The following is a 17634-nucleotide window of genomic DNA, read 5'->3' as shown; positions in this document are numbered from 1 at the left end:
GTCCATTAACACAGCCATAAACTTGACCGTTACGGCCATGATGGTCAGGGGTTGCGGCGCGGAGAACAGGGAAGCTCTCCGAGTCCATTACCAACGCCATTGCCGGAGATAATCGTCATGCGCCGCATATCTGTATCAGCTATTTCTCGTTTCGCCCTTGCTGGAGCCCTGCTCGCAGGCGGTCTATCGCAACCTGTTCTTGCTCAGGATGAAGCTGGCGTTGACGATGATCAGCTCGGTACAATCGTCGTGACCGCACAGCGGCGCGAAGAGAATATTCAGGATGTACCGCTGTCTGTTTCTACATTGAGCAACGATGCCCTGAACGCCGTGCAATCTGGTGGCAACGATATTCGCAGCCTGGCTGGCCGCGTTCCAAACCTTAACATCGAAAGCTCTTTCGGCCGGACCTTCCCGCGTTTTTTCATTCGCGGCCTCGGCAACACCGATTTTGATCTCAACGCGTCACAGCCGGTTAGCCTCGTCTATGATGACGTCGTGCTGGAAAACCCAATCCTCAAAGGTTTCCCGGTATTCGATCTGGACCGGATTGAAGTATTGCGTGGTCCGCAAGGCACATTATTTGGTCGTAATACGCCCGCTGGCATTGTGAAATTCGATACGGTGAAACCCGGCGAAACTGGTGGCTATGCTAAGGTCAGTATAGCGCGTTTGGGTACATATCAGGTTGAGGGCGCGGCCGGTGTTGCTGACGACAATGGCTTCTCCGTCCGGCTATCGGCGCTTTATCAGCATCGCGATGACTGGATCGACAATGTCGACAATGGTCCTGGCAATGATCTGGGCGGATATGACGACGTTGCTGCCCGTCTGCAGCTGCAATATGAAGATGGCCCGCTCACCGCAAGATTGGTTGGGCAAGTCCGCACAATGGACGGTTCCGCTATCGTTTTTCGTGCCAACAGCGTCGCAACTGGCAGCAACGACCTGATCGGTCTCGGTGGACCCGGAACAGAATTCGAACGCGATTTAACCCGTTCGGACGGTATAAACTTTCAGAAGCTGAATAACTACAACCTCGGGCTGACAGTCGAATATGATTTCGGACCGGTTACGCTGACCTCGGTTACGTCTTATTGGGAAGGTGATTTGCAGAGCCGCGGCGATATTGATGGCGGCTTTAGCAACGATTTGCCATTCACCCCCCCAGGCGGGCCAGGTTCCATACCCTTCTCGGCCCAGACGCAGGATGATGTTCCCAGCCTCAACCAATATACACAAGAAATCCGCGTTGCTTCAAACAATGACGAAGGTCTTGGTTATCAGTTTGGTGGCTTTTATTTCAACGAGCGCCTCGACATTACGACGCTCGATTTCGGAGCCCCGCAGGACGTTACTCCCGCAGCGATTGCCCGCCAGCGACAGGTCAGCGAAGCCTTCGGCATCTTCGGATCGGTATTTTACGCGTTCGACAATGGTCTGAAACTGCAAGGCGGCCTGCGTTATAACGATGATCAGCGCGATTTTGTAGCTGGGCGGACGCTGGATACGCGGCCTGGCTTCCTTGGTTTTGGCGGACCTGTTCCGTTCCAGCGTACCAGCGTGGATGCAAACTTGCTGACCTGGGATTTGAGCGCACTCTATGAAGTCAGCCCGGACATCAATATTTTTGCCCGCGCAGCCCGCGGCTATCGTGCACCTGCAATCCAGGGTCGTCTGGCCTTTGGCCGCACACTGTCGACCGCCACGGACGAGCGCACCATGTCTTATGAAGCAGGCATCAAAACGACCTTCCTGGATGGCCGCGCCCGGTTCAACCTGACCGGCTATTATTACAATACCGAAGATCTGCAGCTAACGGCTGTTGGTGGTGGTTCAAACTTTACCACTCTGCTGAACGCTGATGACGTCGAAGGCTATGGCTTTGAAGCCGAATTGGAAGCGCGCCCGGTGGAAAATCTGACTTTCACCGTTGGTGTTGGCTATAATGAAAATGAGATCAAGGACGATGATCTGGCGGTAGCTGGCTGCGGCGCGCCTTGTACGGTTCTGGATCCTGCCGTTGCGGGCAGCCCTGGCATTTTCTCGATAGATGGTAACACTTTGCCGCAATCGCCTCGCTGGACGGTTAACTGGACCGCTGGCTATAATATCCCGCTTGGCAGCGGCGAGCTTTATGCCTTTACTGATTGGTATTACCGTTCGAAGATCAACTTCTTCCTGTACGAATCCGTTGAGTTTAGCGATGACAGTCTGCTCGAAGGAGGGCTGCGCGTTGGCTATCGCACAGGAAACGGCAAGATAGACATTGCCGGATTTGTACGGAACATAACCGGTGATGAGTCAGCTGTGGGCGGCATCGATTTCAACAATCTAACCACATTTGTAAATCAGCCGCGTATATATGGTCTTGAGATAGGCACGAAGTTCTAAGCAGGCTTCCAATTGCCCCGTCATCTTGGCTGGCCAGAACCGGCCAGGATGACGGGCATGGGGCTACATGCTCTTCTCTAAAACTCAAAGGCGGCCTGCCCCTCCTCCTCAGCGGGCTCGCCTTCCGCTTCATCAACCCCTTCCAGATTCGCGAGCGTTAGGCCCAATAGCCGCACGCCATTTTCCACCGGCATGATGCTGGCCAGCAATTCGCGGCCAATATCGGCAAACTCCGCCTTGCCTTCGACATTGCGGTCGAGCGATTTGGACCGGGTAATCTGCCGGAAATCGGCATATTTCGCCTTTAGCGTCACCGTCCGGCCGCGCGATCCGGATTTCTCGATACTGTTCCAGACAATGTCGATAATCTTCTCCATCGCTTCTTCCAGATCGGTGTCGCTCACCAGATCGCTGCCATAGGTGCGTTCGCCGCCAACCGATTTACGGATGCGGTTAGGTTTAACCTCACGGTGGTCGACGCCGCGAGAGGCACGGAACAGATAACCGGCCGACTTACCAAAATGCTGGCGCAGAAAATCCTCCGACTGGGCGCGCAAATCTGCGCCCGTAAGGATGCCCAGCTTGGACATGCGTTCCGCAGTTTTGGGGCCCACGCCAAAAAACCTCCGCACCGGCAATTGCGCGACGAAATCTGCGCCCTGATGCGGCTTGATGACACACATACCATCGGGTTTGTTCTGGTCGGACGCGATTTTGGCGATGAACTTATTGTAGCTTACGCCCGCGCTCGCAGTCAACTGCGTCTGTTTCTTGATCTCGGCGCGGATCATCTCGGCGATGCGGGTGGCGTTGCCGATCCCCATCTTGTCTTGCGTCACATCGATATAGGCCTCGTCGAGCGATAGCGGCTCCACCAGATCACTATGCATGCGGAATATCTCGCGGATCTGCCGCGACACCTCGCGATAGACATCAAAGCGATGCTTGACGAAAATCAAGTCGGGGCAGCGCCGTTTCGCGGTCACGGACGGCATGGCCGAGCGCACACCAAATTGCCGCGCTTCATAGCTCGCAGCCGCAACGACGCCGCGCGCGGCCGATCCACCGACCGCAACCGGTTTGCCGCGCAATTCGGGATGATCGCGCTGTTCGACGCTGGCAAAAAACGCATCCATATCGATATGGATGATTTTCCGGATGCCGATCTGTTGCGTCATCGTTCGGTTTCGGCGGCCTCGCGGTATCGCTCCATAACCGCGGCGGGCACTGCCATCCGGACCATGGGCGGAAAGCTCGCCCGCGCGCCGCAGCTGACATAGTCCATCATCGGACCATCCTCATCACCGCGCAGCTGCCCGTTTCTGTAGATTTCCATGCGCCCGTCATGATAGCGCATTACCGGAAAGTTGCGCGTCACACCGTCTTTTTCCTGCTTTATGCTGTACCAGCCGGTCGCCGGATCAAAGCGCAGATCCTTTACCCTGAGCCCGCAAATATGGGCATTGGCACCAATGGCATCGCCATAAGCTTCCAGACTGCCGTCCATGCTGCGTTTAACCAACAGGCTCGCACGTGCTTCGCCGACCAATATCGGCGTCAGTTGTGGGTAGCTTGGTGACTGTTTGATATCGTCGGTGAGCGGAAGAACATCTTCCAAAAACAAGGCTGCTTCACCAAGCTTAAGCCAATCCTGCTCTCCCATAAGCCCGATCAAATGGCCGACACGCTGATCATAGGTGCGGCGCAGACAGTCGGTTGGATATTGTTCCAGTCCGCAAGCATCCCGCTGTTTCAGCCAGGCTTTCTGACTGACTTTCACGCTGCGATCCCGTTTGAGCACTTCTTTGTAAAGTGCCGCAACTTGCCGGTCATAGAAGCGCATGGTGCTGTTATATTCGCCGCAGATTTCCTTCTCAACATCAGTCCTTGCCCTGCGGCAATCGAAAGATGGCGCGTCATTTTCCTGTGCTGCCAATGCCGAAGCCATTAGCACCGCCCAGGTTTCGGGCAGCACCATGACCTTCTCATCGCCGCCGGATATGAAAACTGGTCCCATCAGGCGGGCATCCTGAAATTGGGTGAACTGGCGGGGGCTGATGATTGTCTGGTTCAATACCACGCCAGTCAGATTAGCATCATAAAAGCCAAAGCTGCTCCAGTCGGAAAAGGCGAGATTTGTGACCTGCGCACTAATACCGTTGCGTCCTATCGGGCAGCCATCGATAACTGTAATCCCGCAATCAAATTTGAACCCGGTCAGGTTGGCGCCGTCCAGATTGAGCCCCTCGACATCGCCGTCCCAACCGCCATCCAGTTTACCGCTGCTCCAATCAACCGCTTTGGCATCGACCCGAGAAAAAATACTGCTGCGGATCAGGATATCCTGCATATTTGCGCCGATCATTCCGGCGGCGTCCAAATTTGATTTGATGAAACCAACGCCGGGCGCCTTCACCCCGGTCCAGTCCGTGCGGCGCAGGTCACTCTCCACAAAACAGATGTTGGACAATTCAACACCGGTAAAATCCCAGCCCGAAAAATTGCCTCCTTCGATCAGGATGGTTTTGTCGCCCGCAGCCTCGGAATAGTCCGCCAGCTGCTCCGGCGAAGTGATTGTCGTGCCGTCATAGGTTTTCATCGCTTCGCCTGCGGCTTTGCCATCGGCGCTGCCGTAGATATTGCCATAGGCATATTGGCAGCCGGGAATCGGTGGTATTGGCAATTGCGCGGCGGCGGGGTTGGTCATGAACGGCAGAGCCATCATCATGCCCCAAAGCCACATCTTCATGTACTTCACGATCCCCAAAACTCCCTGTTCGCGTATCGGCCAATCACTATAGCATTTTCACCTATAGCCACGATGAATAATAGTTGCCATAGCCCGCCAGTGAGTAACAAATCTCTTCCTTTTCCAATGGGGCGCCTTGAGCTGGTCATCATGATGGCCAGCCTGATGTCGCTCAATGCCTTGGCTATCGACATCATGCTGCCGGCACTCGGCCTGATTTCGGACGATTTTGGCCTGACCGGCGCGAATGACCGGCAATGGATTGTCACGTCCTATATTTATGGCATGGCGATCGGATCGATCCTCTACGGCTCACTGGCTGATCGCTACGGGCGAAAACCGGTACTTTTGGGGACTATCACCATTTATGTCGGCTTCGGTATTCTCTGTGCATTCAGTGAGAATTATAACCTCTTGCTTGGTGCGCGCTTTGTTCAGGGTCTGGCCGCCTCTGCCATGGGGGTTCTCGCAAACAGCATCATTCGCGATCGTTATGAGGGCGATGCAATGGCCCGAACCATGTCGACAATCATGATGGTATTCATGGTGGTACCGGTCATGGCGCCCATGTTGGGCCAGCTCGTGCTGGTTTTCGCGCCCTGGCAGGTGATTTTCATTGTCCTGTCATCCTTTGGCGCATTGGCATTGATATGGGTGCTGATCCGCTTGCCAGAAACGCTTAGACCCGAGGACAAAACGCTGATCAACATGGCGTCGGTAACAAGCGCCTGGAAGAGCGTGATCCTGCATCGCAACGCTGTTGGTCACGTTCTGGCCAGCGGCCTTATGATGGCTCCGCTATTCGCCTTTATCGCATCAGCCCAGCAGATATTTTCCGATACATTTGATGCAGCCGATATTTTCGTTTTTATCTTTGCCATCAACGCCATTGCCATGGCTTTCGGCAATTTCATAAATAGCCGGATCGTGATGCGATTTGGCGCGCGCCGCGTATCGCAAGCGGCGCTTCTGTTCTTCATCTTCGTGGCGATCATCCATTTGGCTGTCACGCTGTCGGGATGGCTTACCCTGCCGCTGTTTGTTGCTCTGTTGGCCGCTTCTATGGGTATGGTTGGCTTTACCGGCGCGAATTTCAGTGCCATTGCGATGCAACCCTTCGGCAAAAGTGCTGGCGTGGCGTCGTCCTTCCAGAATTTCACACGGTCCCTGATATCGGCCGCAATTGGTGCGGCCATTGGACTTCAATTTGACGGATCCACATTGCCTTTGGTCATCGGATTTTTCCTTTGCGGCTGCGCTTCATTTCTGTTTGTCTTATGGGCAGAAAAAGGGCAGTTATTCCGGCGTGTTCAGGCAGTTGTAACCAAAGAGCCACTATCGCCGAAAGAATAGATATCTTAGAAACATATAGGGCAGGACCACATGAAACAGTCTCAGATTGCAAAGGCCGCTATGTTGATTGGTGGACTGTTGATGACAACACCAGCACTGGCCTCTGGCTCGATAAATGGCAATTGGGTAACGCAAGACGGCGATGCAATCGTCAAGATCGGTAAATGCGGTAACACGGTCTGTGGACGGTTACATAAATATCTCGTCACACCGCCCAATGGCGTGGACCAGAAAGATATCAACAATCCGAATAAGAAACTGCGCAGCCGTAAATTGCTGGGTATAGCGGTGCTATCCGGTTTCAAACTGGACGGCAAAGTCTGGCGTGGGCGGATTTATGATCCCAAAACCGGGAAAAGCTATCGCTCCGAAGTGAGCCTGCGGTCCCCGTCAAAGCTGAAAGTGAAGGGCTGTATCGCCTTTTTCTGCCAGGGACAGAACTGGACCCGGGCGAAATAGGGATTCTTTTTTTGACCTCAGGCGCCGGGCGGGCACATCCGTGCCCTTGGCTTTCCTCGCATAAGCTCGGGCGCGCGGTCGCGCTTGCCGACGCTATGCGTCGGGCTGGTGCCACTTTCAGAGCATCGTCCGAGCGCAGCGAGGCAAGGCCGACTGGCCGCCGCGCCTTGTGGCGCGTAGCCAAGCGAGCGGATGCCCGCGCCCGGCGCTTGAGGTTATTAAAGAACCAAACCGAACGTCATTCTTCCATCGCCGCGATCCACTCGCCAAGCAAGGCCGCGCCTTCTTCATGCACCAAAGACCGGCCAACTTCCGGCATCGCCACACCGGGCTCCAGACTTTTGAGCCGGTGCATCATGATACTCTGATCCGGCTCGCCCGGTGCAATCGCGAATTCAAATCCACCGCTGCCGCGCCCTGCGGCAACCGGGCGCTTGCCAACACCCAGATGGACCTGTGCTTCCTCTTCATAGGTCAGGAACAAACCCGAATTGCTCGCCGATCCCTCGCGGTTGTGGCAATGCGCACAGTTAATATCGAGATAGGCCCGCGCCCGACTTTCCAATGGCATGCCGTCATCGGCATAATCCGGTATGGGCGGATGATCGCCAGCGGTTTTTTCGAGCATCGCATTACTGAGCAACATGTCCAACGTATCATGCGGCAAGTTGCGCATTTTCGGCCCGATCGGAACGACCGCTCCTGACAAAGAATGACATTCCTTGCACTGGTTTTTGTTCGGTACAGCATAGCTAATATCGCGCTTATTCCCGGAAGGGTCTGTGAAGCTTACCGGTATGCGCTTGCCTGCCACTTTCAGCGTAGCCTCAGTCTGTTCTGCATTCCAGACATAGGGCAAAGCAATCCAGCCATCGGCACGGTGAAGCAGCAGACGGGTTTCAAGCAACCTGTCCTTGCCATCAATTTTATAGCCGAAACTTTTGATCAAAGCGGAACCGACGGGAAACTTAACGACACCATCATCGCTAGCAACTGCCTTTTCACCTGCAGGGATATAAATATAGCGATATTTCTCGGCATAGTCAGTGAACAAGGGGCTGTTGAGCAGATAAAGCTCTACGCCATTGTTCGGCTGCCATCCCGCCGCATCTTTGAAAAAGCCAAAGTCTGACAGTTTCTTGGGCATGCCCGCCGATGTGATCACCGCATCATCCACTGGCGCGACCGGTGCAGTCGGCGCGGCGCTGACCGCGAAACCGGCAACACAAAGAGCAGTGGCAGCGAGAAAAGTGCGCATTATTTGAGCGCCGCCTCCATCGAAGCCGGCAAGACGATTGGTGACAGGGCCACGGCTTCACTCGCGCCTTTTTGGTTGTGGAGCGATGGCTTGGCCTCGGTTGGCGATTGCCCAACTTTCGTCAGGCCAAGATTAAGCACCGGCACCGGATCATTGACGACAAGCCCCTTCCCGAGTCCATCGTAAAAAACCCCTGGCAATGCACCGCCAAATGCCGCCGCCAGCTGCTGACCGCCATCGAAATCAGGCGCAAACCCCGCCCGGCCGTAGACATTGTCCGCGATATAGACATCTCGCGGGGTCGGATCATAATTGGGGTCATCAAAGCCCTGCGTGTAGGCCACCACCATCACGTTGCTGGTGCCATTGTTAATCATGGCATTTTCAACAACTTGCACATTTCGATTAGCCATTACCATCACGCCGGTACCGGCCGGAACACTGGCAACGATATTACCTTCGGGTGCAAAATTGTCGGTGTTGTTATTGATGATTGCATTGCGCGCGACCAGCACATTGTGCCCGCCCATTTGAGGTAAATTCGGCAAGTCAAACACCAATATACCGCCGGTATTTTCGGTCACCAGATTTTCGGTGACTTCGGCGTCAAAGCTATTCTCAATCTCGATACCGGCGACATTTTCAATCGCGGTGTTGCGGCGGACGATGATGTTTTTCGATTGTCCGACATAGATGCCGGCATCAGAAGCACCGCGCACGACACTGTCCTGCACGAGGATATCACTCGCCTCCACCGGATAGATTCCATAAGCACCGTTGCTGGCTTTCGGACCGCCGGTCCATTCCACGCGAACCGCGTGATAGACGATCCGGTCCGCCCCTTTGGATTTGATGCCATCACCCTTGCTGTCCTCAACCGCGAAATCGCGCAAAACGACATCATCGGAAGTGACCAGCAGGCCCTCGCCCGCTCCAAGCTGCCCCGCGAAATTGAGAATACTCTTGTCCATTCCGGCACCGCGAACGGTGACTTTGTTGACATCGAGCGATAGACCATCGGTCAGTTCAAATGTCCCCGCGCCCAGCTCAACTACATCGCCTGGCTGTGCGAGAATAAGCGCTTCCTGAAGCCGTTCCTGCGCATCGGCGCCCGCCTCAACTGTAATGGTTTTGGCCAGCGCTGGCATAGTGCAGCACAAAGCTGTGGCGGCTAGTAACGTCCGGATCATCATTTTCTCTCCCATTTAAGGGGGATAATGACGCAATTTTATTCCCTTGCCAATAGCATTGACAAGACTGTTAGTAATAGAGCTCGTCCGTTCTAAGCTGTTTTCTTTTCTCTAGCTGCCTAACGATCAACCTTCAGGCATCGTCCCGGGACGCAGATAAGCAAACATATGCGGTATGTAGTCCACCTTGCCGAGTTCGACTTTCTCGCTGCGCAATATGGCATATGCGGTCATCAGGTGGAAATAAAACTGAACCAGCGCCCAGTCGCGAGCATATTGCTCTGCAGTCAAGTCGAAGATCATACCGTTGGGCAATTCATGAGCGACGGGTCTGCCCGGGTCTCCATCCAGCGCGTCAGAAGAAAGGCCGTCCAGCAAGGCAAGCGTTTCATCAATCCGGGCCTGCGCATCCGAAAGTGAGCCGGGCTGTTCAACACCATTCCGGCCCTCGTTCACAAGATCATCAAGAGAGTCCGGGAAAGCCTCTCCCCGAAGCCGGTATATTCCTTCCTGCGCCTGCACGCAGACAAAGCGAACCTGAGTCGAAAGCGGAAACATGTCTGGTGCCAGACGCGCGGACAGCAAGGCCTCCGCATCAGCCTCCGGCATTTGTGCCTGCGCTTTCGTCAACCAGCCCGAGAGTGATTTGAGCATTTGCATATAGGTCGGGACGAGGAGCTTCGTTAATGACATGAGCTTTTCTTTCAATATCGAACCGCTATTGCTCCGCTAAAATCCAGTCCACTGCGGCATCCGCATGGATTTCGGTGCTGTCGTAAATCGGCAGGATATTCGCCTTGGTATCGATGATCAGGTCCAGTTCAGTACAGCCGATTACAATCGCTTCCACTTCCTGTTTGGCGATATTGGTGATGAAGGTTTTCAATGTCCGCTCGGAATCGCGCTTCACCTTGCTGAACATCAGCTCCTCGTAAATGATCCGCTCAATCTCCTCGACCCGGTCCTCGTCCGGCGGGGTCAGGGTGATGCCCTTTCCGACCAATCGTTTGCGGTAAAAACCTTCGGTCATCACGTTGCGGGTGCCAAGCAGAGTGGCCGTCTTCACTCCATCTGCAACCATCTGGTCACCGACGCAATCGGCGATATGCAGGATCGGCACGCCCACTTCTGGCGCAACCTGTTCGTATATCTTGTGCATGGCGTTGGAACAGATCAGGATGGCCGTCGCACCGGATTGCTCCAGCCGCTTGGCGGAGCGTGTCATCAAGCCGGCGGCCGCATCCCAGTCATCATCCGACTGAAGACGCGCATAGTCATTAAAGTTCACGCTCTCAATCAACAAATGCGCACTGGCAAAGCCGCCCAGCTTGCGCTGCACTTCGCTGTTGATTCGGCGATAATAGCTCTCGGTCGAAACCCAGGACATACCGCCTATCAGACCAATTTTACGCATCAATATCTTCCCTGACAAAGTTGTCCGCTTTGCCGGAATCATATCCTGCTAAAGCGATTTGACGATATCTTCGCACATTTTCTTGGCATCGGACAACAGCATCATGGTCTGATCCATGTAAAATACCTCATTGTCCACGCCGGCATAGCCGACCCCGCCCATGGAGCGCTTGATGAAGAAGATTGTCTTCGCCTTATCAACATCGAAAACCGGCATGCCATAAATGGGCGAGCCCTTGTCGGTCTTCGCCGCCGGGTTCACCACGTCATTGGCACCAATGACAAAGGCGACATCGGCCTGCGCAAATTCGCTGTTAATATCTTCCAGCTCAAACACCTCGTCATAAGGCACGTTGGCTTCGGCAAGCAGCACGTTCATATGCCCGGGCATCCGGCCTGCGACCGGGTGAATGGCATATTTGACGCTGACGCCCTCTTCTTTGAGCATGTCACCCATTTCGCGAAGCGCATGCTGCGCCTGCGCCACCGCCATGCCATAACCGGGCACGATGATGACATTTTCCGCCTGCTTCATCATGTACGCCGCATCTTCGGCGCTGCCGCGTTTCCACGGACGATCAATCTTCTCGGCCCCTTCGGATGGCCCGCTGTCGGCACCAAAGCCGCCAGCTATCACGCTTATGAAGCTGCGGTTCATCGCCTTGCACATGATGTAGGACAGGATCGCACCGGACGAGCCCACGAGCGCGCCAGTGATGATCATTGCGGTGTTGCCCAGCGTAAAGCCCATGGCTGCTGCGGCCCAGCCGGAATAGCTGTTGAGCATCGACACGACGACCGGCATATCCGCGCCGCCAATCGGGATGATCAGGAGGAAACCGATGACAAAGGCCAGCGCCACAATAGTCCAGAAGATCATAGCTGTTTCGGCAGTGGGCAGAACCGCGAAATAGGCGGTCAAACCGATAATGCCGGCCAGCACACCGAGATTGATCACATGGCGGCCGGGCAGCATGATTGGCGCACCGGACATATTCCCGTTCAATTTCAGGAAAGCGATAACCGAACCGGAGAAGGTAATCGCACCAATGGCAACGCCCAGACCGAGTTCGACCCGACTGACGACCAGTATCTCACCAGCCGCGTCCAATATGTCAAAGGCGCCCGGGTTGAGATAAGCGGCAATACCGACCAGCACCGCAGCCATACCGACAAGGCTGTGAAAGGCCGCAACAAGCTGCGGCATATCGGTCATCGGAATGCGCCGGGCGATCACGAAACCGATCGCGCCACCAATGGCAATGGCAACGCCGATTTCCGGCAAGCTGGCTATATCATGCGTGACCAAAGTCGTGACCACAGCGATCAGCATACCAATCATGCCGAAACGATTGCCGCGCCGACTGGATTCGGGCGATGAGAGCCCGCGCAGAGCCAGAATGAACAAAACACCGGAGATAAGGTAGGCCACCGCGACCCATGGATTAACCGCTTCGCCGGATGCCGCCATTGCTGGCGTGGCAAAGAATAGCGCCGCTGCGCCCCCGATAGTTGGCCCCAATAATCCGCGCATTATTTGCGCTCCTTTTTCTTGTACATTGCGAGCATGCGCTCGGTCACGGCAAAGCCGCCAAATATGTTCACGCTGGCCAGAACAACACCGACAAGGCCAAGCCATTTCGCTGTCTGACCGCCATCAGCCTGCGAGCCCGCAGCTGCCGCAATAAGGGCGCCGACAATGATCACCGAGCTAATCGCATTGGTCACCGCCATCAGCGGCGTATGCAGCGCCGGCGTCACCGACCAGACGACATAATAGCCCACAAAACAGGCCAATACGAAGATTGAGAGAATTGATATAAAGTCCATTTTTCTGCCCTTAGCTCGCCAGAAGGCGCTCGTTCACAACTTTGCCGTCTTTGGTCAGCCGGATGCCCACCGTCACTTCATCATCATCGGGCAGCACAGGCCGTTTGGCCTCTTCATCCCAATAGGCACTGAGGAAATTATAGAGGTTACGGGCAAACAATGCGGAGCTATCCGCCGCCATAGTCGATGGCATGTTGTTCGCGCCGTAAATCTTGACGCCATGCTTCTCTACAACTTTGCCCGCGACAGCGCCTTCGACATTGCCGCCTTGCTCAGCGGCCAGATCGACGATCACGCTGCCTGTACGCATCGTCGCAATCTGCGCATCGCTGATCAGCCGCGGTGCCGGACGACCGGGGATGAGTGCGGTGGTAATTACAATATCCTGCTTGGCGATATGCTTGGACACCAGTTCAGCTTGCGCCTTTTGATATTCCTCGCTCATTTCGGTCGCATAACCGCCAGTGCCTTCGCCTTCGATACCGGCGACATCTTCGACAAAAATGGGTTTAGCGCCGAGTGATTGAATCTGCTCTTTGGTCGCAGCCCGAACATCCGTTGCCGATACCTGAGCGCCAAGACGCCGCGCTGTCGCAATAGCCTGCAGGCCGGCAACGCCGACACCCATGACAAAACATTTCGCAGCAGACACCGTGCCCGCTGCCGTCATCATCATCGGAAAGGCACGGCCATAGTGGGACGCAGCTTCAATCACAGCCTTGTAGCCAGACAAGTTTGATTGCGAAGAGAGGATATCCATCGACTGCGCACGGGTAATCCGCGGCATGAACTCCATTGCCAGGGCATCAATGCCCAGCCCTGCATATTCATCGACCCGTTTGCGCTCTCCAAAGGGATTGAGGCTGGCAACCAGCCATGCGCCCTTTTTCATTCCCTTGAGCGATTTGGGATCCGGCCCCTGCACGCCCAGAACAATGTCGGCATCTTTCAGCACTGCTGCCCGGGTGCCGACGCTGGCACCGGCAGCTTCATAATCCGAATCCGCAATCGAGGCGGAAACACCGGCCCCTTTTTCGACCGCCATAGTGGCGCCCAGTCCCGTAAACTTCTTTACCGTTTCCGGGGAAGCACTAACCCGCTGCTCACCGTCGGCGAGTTCTTTCAATACCGCAATTTTCAAGGATTATTCCAATCAGCTGACAATGAGAATGATGACCAATATCGTCACCAAGGTCGTGATGATCGTTCCGATCTTTAGCCATGAGAGAAAGCGGCCATATGTTTCTTCCGCCGATTTCATATTGTTATCAGAAGCCATGGTTCCTCCAAATATTCGAATAAAGATTGTCGCTGCTCTAACCATATATATCGTATGGCTCAAGGCCCCGTAAGCCGATTTATCCTAATAAGAGTGATAGAAAATATCAGCAGGTCTTAATCCGGTCTTTACCCCTCGTTGCTACAGAAGTGATCCATTCTGGCACATATAGGGTAAAAATGGCTCAAAACGGCACGAAATTGCTGATGCTAATTGATGATGAACCGGCGCAATGCCGGCTAATTTCGGCTCTTGCATCGCGCGCGGGTTATCGCACGATCTTTGCGCGCGACGCCGAAACCGCAATTGCTACACTGGGAACACAAGATGGCATGATGCTGGACGCCATTATCCTGGACCATTGGGCACCGGGATCAGAGGCTACCGAGCTGATTACCGAACTGAAATCGCGCCGCCCTGCGCTGCCCATATTAATGCTGACCGCCGTTGGCTCGGTGACAGAAGCCGTTGATGCCGTTCGCGCCGGCGCGACCGACTATCTGATCAAGCCGGTTGCTCCGGAACAGATGTTGCAGGCTTTGACCACCGCTGTGGAAAGCTCAAAGGAAGCCGGTGAGTTGCAGCCGCTTAGTGAAAAAATCACGGCACCGCTGGAATTTGAAGAAATTGTCGGAGCGGCACCGGCCTTCCGCGCGGCCCTTGCGATAGCGGCAAAAGCGGCCCGTGCCCGGGTACCTGTGCTGATTGAAGGCGAAGGCGGCGTAGGCAAGGAAGTCATTGCCGACGCCATTCACGCCGCAAGCCCGCGCTCCAAGCAGCCATTTTTGAAAGTCAATTGCGGCGCAATCATCGGCAATCTGCTCGATTCGATTCTGTTCGGTCATGAAAAAGGCGCCTTTACCGGGGCCTTTGACCGCAAAATCGGCCTTCTGCAACAGGGAGAAGGCGGCACGATTTTCCTTGATGAGGTTGACCGGCTGCCTCCGGAAACGCAGGTTCGCCTTCTACGCTTTCTCAAATCTTCCGAGATTCAGCCCCTGGGGAGCCCGAACAGTTTCCAGATTGATGTTCGCGTCATCGCCGCCACCAATCGTTCACTGGACCAGGAAGTTAAGAAAGAGCGCTTCCGCGAGGACCTCTATTACCGACTGAATGTGGTACAGCTTACCATCCCGCCTTTGCGGGACCGGACCGGGGATATCCCGGCTCTTGCACGGCATTTTCTGACTCGGCTGGCGCTGCAGCCCGGGCTTCGCAGCCTCGGCATTACCGATGAAGCATTGAATTTGCTGCGCAGCTATCAATGGCCGGGTAATGTTCGCCAATTGCAAAGTGTTTTGTTTCGGGCCGCCGTCATGTGCGATCGTGATGCGCTCACCTGCGACGAGTTTCCGCAGATTGCATCTTTTGTTGCCGATTCCGGTGATACACATCCGCCGATGCCGAGCAGCCCGGAAGGCATTGGGGTTACATTATATTCTGAAGACGGCAATTTACGCCCGCTGGAAGAAATCGAAGCCGATGTCATTCGTCTGGCTATCGGTCACTATCGTGGACGCATGACCGAGGTCGCACGCCGTCTCGGCATTGGCCGCTCTACTCTCTACCGCAAACTGGCGGATCTGGGAATCGACAACGCGGCCTGATCTGACTGTTTGATCCAACCACTTGATCTTCCCAGTTGATGTTTAACGCCGCACTCCCTAAGTCTAGCGAACATGACAAACGACCGAATCTTAGCTCCGATCAGTGCGGCCATATCAGCGGCCTTGCTTCTGTCCTCTTGTGGAAAACAGGAGGCCGTCGGTGACGTGCCATCCAGTGAGGAACTGGCGCAGCAGGCTGATGCGGCTAGCAAAGCCATTCGCGATGAAGAGGCCGCTGCCAACGCAGATGGCGCCGCTCCTGTTGTAGATAGTGCTGAAATGACAAGCTATTCCAATGCGCTGCGCGGTTTTTCCATCATGGTTCCGAAAAACTGGACCGTTGATGAAGAAGCCAGTGACGACAATGGGCAAGTGTTTGTGGACAGCGCATCCAATGCGACGGTAACCGCCGGCTGGATAGAAAATCGCGAAGATGCCGATTTGGCCGCCGCTGTTAAGGTGCTGGAAGACGCCGGTGAAAGCGTGACCGGTGACTATGTCAATGAAAATGAATATCGCGCATCCGGCATTATCGAGGAAGGCAGCAAAACGGCTCAGCGTATCCTGCGCAAACCTGATGGTACCATGATCCAAGCTGCCGTCAGCTATCCGGTTGATAGTGCCGAAACTCTTGATCCACTTGCCACACAGATATTGGACAGCCTAGCGCTGCAATAGCGGATATATAACCAGCCGAATTTTTCAAAAGCCGTTTAGGCTGGTTTAACGATTCAGCTTAGCGTCCAGAAACCCTGGAACCGGTCCGTTCCAGCCATCTTCTTCCTCATCGATCGCCTCAGGCTTTGGCTGCTCTTTTGCCGGTTTCGCCGACTTTTCGGACGATTTGGACGGACGCTTTTTGGCTTCTCCAGCCTTATCATCCGCATGCTGTTTTTTGGGCTTGTCGCCTTTTGGTTTATCCGGCGATGATGTCTTGCTGCTCTGCTTTTTTTCCGGCTTGACCGACTTACTGTCCCGCACGGGTATTTTAATTCCAGTCAACTTCTCTATGCTATCGACATGCTCATCGTCGCGCTTGGTAACAAATGTGATTGCGATGCCAGTGGCTCCAGCTCGTCCAGTTCGGCCGATCCGGTGAACATAATCATCGGGATGCCAAGGGATGTCGTAGTTCACTACATGGCTGACACCCTTTATATCCAAGCCGCGCGCGGCAACATCGGATGCACATAATATGTTGATTTCACCGGACTTGAAGCGTTCCAGTTCGGCAAGGCGTGAACTTTGATCCATGTCGCCGTGTATCTGACCGGCATCAAATCCATCTTTGCGCATCTGCTGACAAAGATCGCGAACTTCGGTTTTGCGATTACAAAAGATTATCGCAGTATCGACACCTTCATTGTCCAATATACCATAGAGCAGCTTGCGCTTTGCCTTTGGCGCGACATTGATAATCGATTGATCAATCGACGTGTTGGCTGTTGCAGGCCGTGACACTTCAACAGACTTGGGATTATTGAGAAACTGATCGGACAATTTCTTGATCGGTGGCGGCATCGTGGCAGAAAAGAGCATTGTCTGCCGCGTGGATGGCAATTTCGAACAAATTTGTTCGATATCCGGAATGAAACCCATGTCGAGCATGCGGTCCGCTTCATCAATGACCAGCAATTCACAACCGGACATCAAAATCCGTCCGCGTTCAAACAAATCCATCAATCGACCAGGAGTGGCGATCAGGACGTCCACACCTTTTTCCAAAGCCTTGACCTGATCGCCCATCGAGACTCCGCCGATGAGCAGCGCCATGCTAAGATTGTGGTTCTTGCCATATTTCTCAAAATTCTCCGCAACCTGCGCCGCCAATTCTCGGGTTGGCTCGAGGATCAGCGACCTCGGCATTCGCGCCCGGGAACGACCGTGGGCCAAGATATCGATCATCGGAAGCACGAAACTTGCTGTTTTACCGGTACCGGTCTGTGCAATCCCGATAATGTCCTTCATCATCAGGACGGGCGGAATGGCCTGTGCCTGAATGGGCGTCGGCTCATCATAGCCTGCATCAGCTACAGCTTTTAACAATTCATCAGAGAGGCCGAGGTCGGCAAATTTCATAGTGTTTCCGGAAAATTACAGTG

General features: G+C 54.5%; 16 protein-coding genes. 5 read left to right on the top strand and 11 right to left on the bottom strand.

Going from position 1 to position 17634, the window contains the following annotated elements; translation table 11 throughout:
• The first annotated feature begins 117 nt into the window (after window positions 1-117).
• On the top strand, window positions 118-2394 hold the full coding sequence (locus DK507_RS04090) for a TonB-dependent receptor (RefSeq protein WP_109355051.1): 2277 nt from the start codon (window positions 118-120) through the stop codon (window positions 2392-2394).
• Window positions 2395-2471: 77 nt separating this feature from the next.
• Here DK507_RS04090 and dinB read toward each other — a convergent pair whose 3' ends face one another.
• Together dinB and DK507_RS04080 are read right to left on the bottom strand one after the other, a co-directional pair.
• Entirely contained in the window at window positions 2472-3572 is a 1101-nt protein-coding gene (gene dinB, locus DK507_RS04085) for a DNA polymerase IV (RefSeq protein ID WP_109355050.1), read from the bottom strand.
• On the bottom strand, window positions 3569-5143 hold the full coding sequence (locus DK507_RS04080) for a hypothetical protein (RefSeq protein ID WP_109355048.1): 1575 nt from the start codon (window positions 5141-5143) through the stop codon (window positions 3569-3571). Before DK507_RS04080 ends, dinB begins: the two co-directional genes overlap by 4 nt.
• A gap of 99 nt (window positions 5144-5242) precedes the next feature.
• On the opposite strand from DK507_RS04080, the gene DK507_RS04075 reads away from it, so the two are divergent.
• Together DK507_RS04075 and DK507_RS04070 are read left to right on the top strand one after the other, a co-directional pair.
• On the top strand, window positions 5243-6496 hold the full coding sequence (locus DK507_RS04075; protein WP_254054253.1) for a multidrug effflux MFS transporter: 1254 nt from the start codon (window positions 5243-5245) through the stop codon (window positions 6494-6496).
• 30 nt (window positions 6497-6526) lie between these two features.
• Entirely contained in the window at window positions 6527-6955 is a 429-nt protein-coding gene (locus DK507_RS04070) for a DUF2147 domain-containing protein (protein WP_109355044.1), read from the top strand.
• A 238-nt stretch (window positions 6956-7193) separates the two neighbouring features.
• On the opposite strand, the gene DK507_RS04065 is transcribed toward DK507_RS04070, so the two are convergent.
• The 8 genes from DK507_RS04065 to DK507_RS04030 all read right to left on the bottom strand — a co-directional run bounded on the left by DK507_RS04065 (window position 7194) and on the right by DK507_RS04030 (window position 13925).
• The gene (locus tag DK507_RS04065) at window positions 7194-8213 is read right to left on the bottom strand and encodes an SO2930 family diheme c-type cytochrome (RefSeq protein ID WP_109355043.1); all 1020 of its coding nucleotides are present in this window, start codon (window positions 8211-8213) and stop codon (window positions 7194-7196) included.
• The gene (locus DK507_RS04060; RefSeq protein ID WP_367889546.1) at window positions 8213-9406 is read right to left on the bottom strand and encodes a parallel beta-helix domain-containing protein; all 1194 of its coding nucleotides are present in this window, start codon (window positions 9404-9406) and stop codon (window positions 8213-8215) included. The genes DK507_RS04065 and DK507_RS04060 overlap by 1 nt, the downstream gene beginning before the upstream one ends.
• Before the next feature lie 123 nt (window positions 9407-9529).
• The gene (locus tag DK507_RS04055; RefSeq protein ID WP_109355042.1) at window positions 9530-10096 is read right to left on the bottom strand and encodes a DUF1993 family protein; all 567 of its coding nucleotides are present in this window, start codon (window positions 10094-10096) and stop codon (window positions 9530-9532) included.
• A gap of 25 nt (window positions 10097-10121) precedes the next feature.
• Window positions 10122-10817, bottom strand: a complete 696-nt coding sequence (locus DK507_RS04050) for an aspartate/glutamate racemase family protein (RefSeq protein ID WP_109355041.1) — start codon at window positions 10815-10817, stop codon at window positions 10122-10124.
• Window positions 10818-10865: 48 nt separating this feature from the next.
• Window positions 10866-12287 (bottom strand): NAD(P)(+) transhydrogenase (Re/Si-specific) subunit beta, encoded by a 1422-nt coding sequence (locus DK507_RS04045; RefSeq protein WP_109355512.1) that lies wholly within the window; start codon window positions 12285-12287, stop codon window positions 10866-10868.
• A gap of 62 nt (window positions 12288-12349) precedes the next feature.
• Entirely contained in the window at window positions 12350-12646 is a 297-nt protein-coding gene (locus DK507_RS04040; protein WP_109355040.1) for an NAD(P) transhydrogenase subunit alpha, read from the bottom strand.
• Between the two features lie 10 nt (window positions 12647-12656).
• Window positions 12657-13787 (bottom strand): Re/Si-specific NAD(P)(+) transhydrogenase subunit alpha, encoded by a 1131-nt coding sequence (locus DK507_RS04035; protein WP_109355039.1) that lies wholly within the window; start codon window positions 13785-13787, stop codon window positions 12657-12659.
• A gap of 12 nt (window positions 13788-13799) precedes the next feature.
• Window positions 13800-13925, bottom strand: a complete 126-nt coding sequence (locus tag DK507_RS04030) for an aa3-type cytochrome c oxidase subunit IV (RefSeq protein WP_109355038.1) — start codon at window positions 13923-13925, stop codon at window positions 13800-13802.
• Window positions 13926-14104: 179 nt separating this feature from the next.
• Here DK507_RS04030 and DK507_RS04025 point away from each other — a divergent pair, with 179 nt between their 5' ends.
• Window positions 14105-15532, top strand: coding sequence for a sigma-54 dependent transcriptional regulator (locus DK507_RS04025; RefSeq protein WP_109355037.1), 1428 nt, complete (start codon window positions 14105-14107; stop codon window positions 15530-15532).
• Between the two features lie 72 nt (window positions 15533-15604).
• The gene (locus tag DK507_RS04020) at window positions 15605-16210 is read left to right on the top strand and encodes a hypothetical protein (RefSeq protein WP_109355036.1); all 606 of its coding nucleotides are present in this window, start codon (window positions 15605-15607) and stop codon (window positions 16208-16210) included.
• Window positions 16211-16255: 45 nt separating this feature from the next.
• Here the strand turns inward: DK507_RS04020 and DK507_RS04015 are convergent, their stop codons facing one another.
• A complete protein-coding gene (locus DK507_RS04015; protein WP_109355035.1) occupies window positions 16256-17611 on the bottom strand; it encodes a DEAD/DEAH box helicase in 1356 nt (451 codons plus the stop codon).
• Window positions 17612-17634 lie beyond the last annotated feature (23 nt).

Source organism: Sphingorhabdus sp. EL138 (genome assembly GCF_900258045.1).
Taxonomy (GTDB): domain Bacteria; phylum Pseudomonadota; class Alphaproteobacteria; order Sphingomonadales; family Sphingomonadaceae; genus Parasphingorhabdus.
The sequence above is the reverse complement of the archived record's forward strand: the minus strand, read 5'-3'. Positions and strand labels throughout refer to the sequence as shown.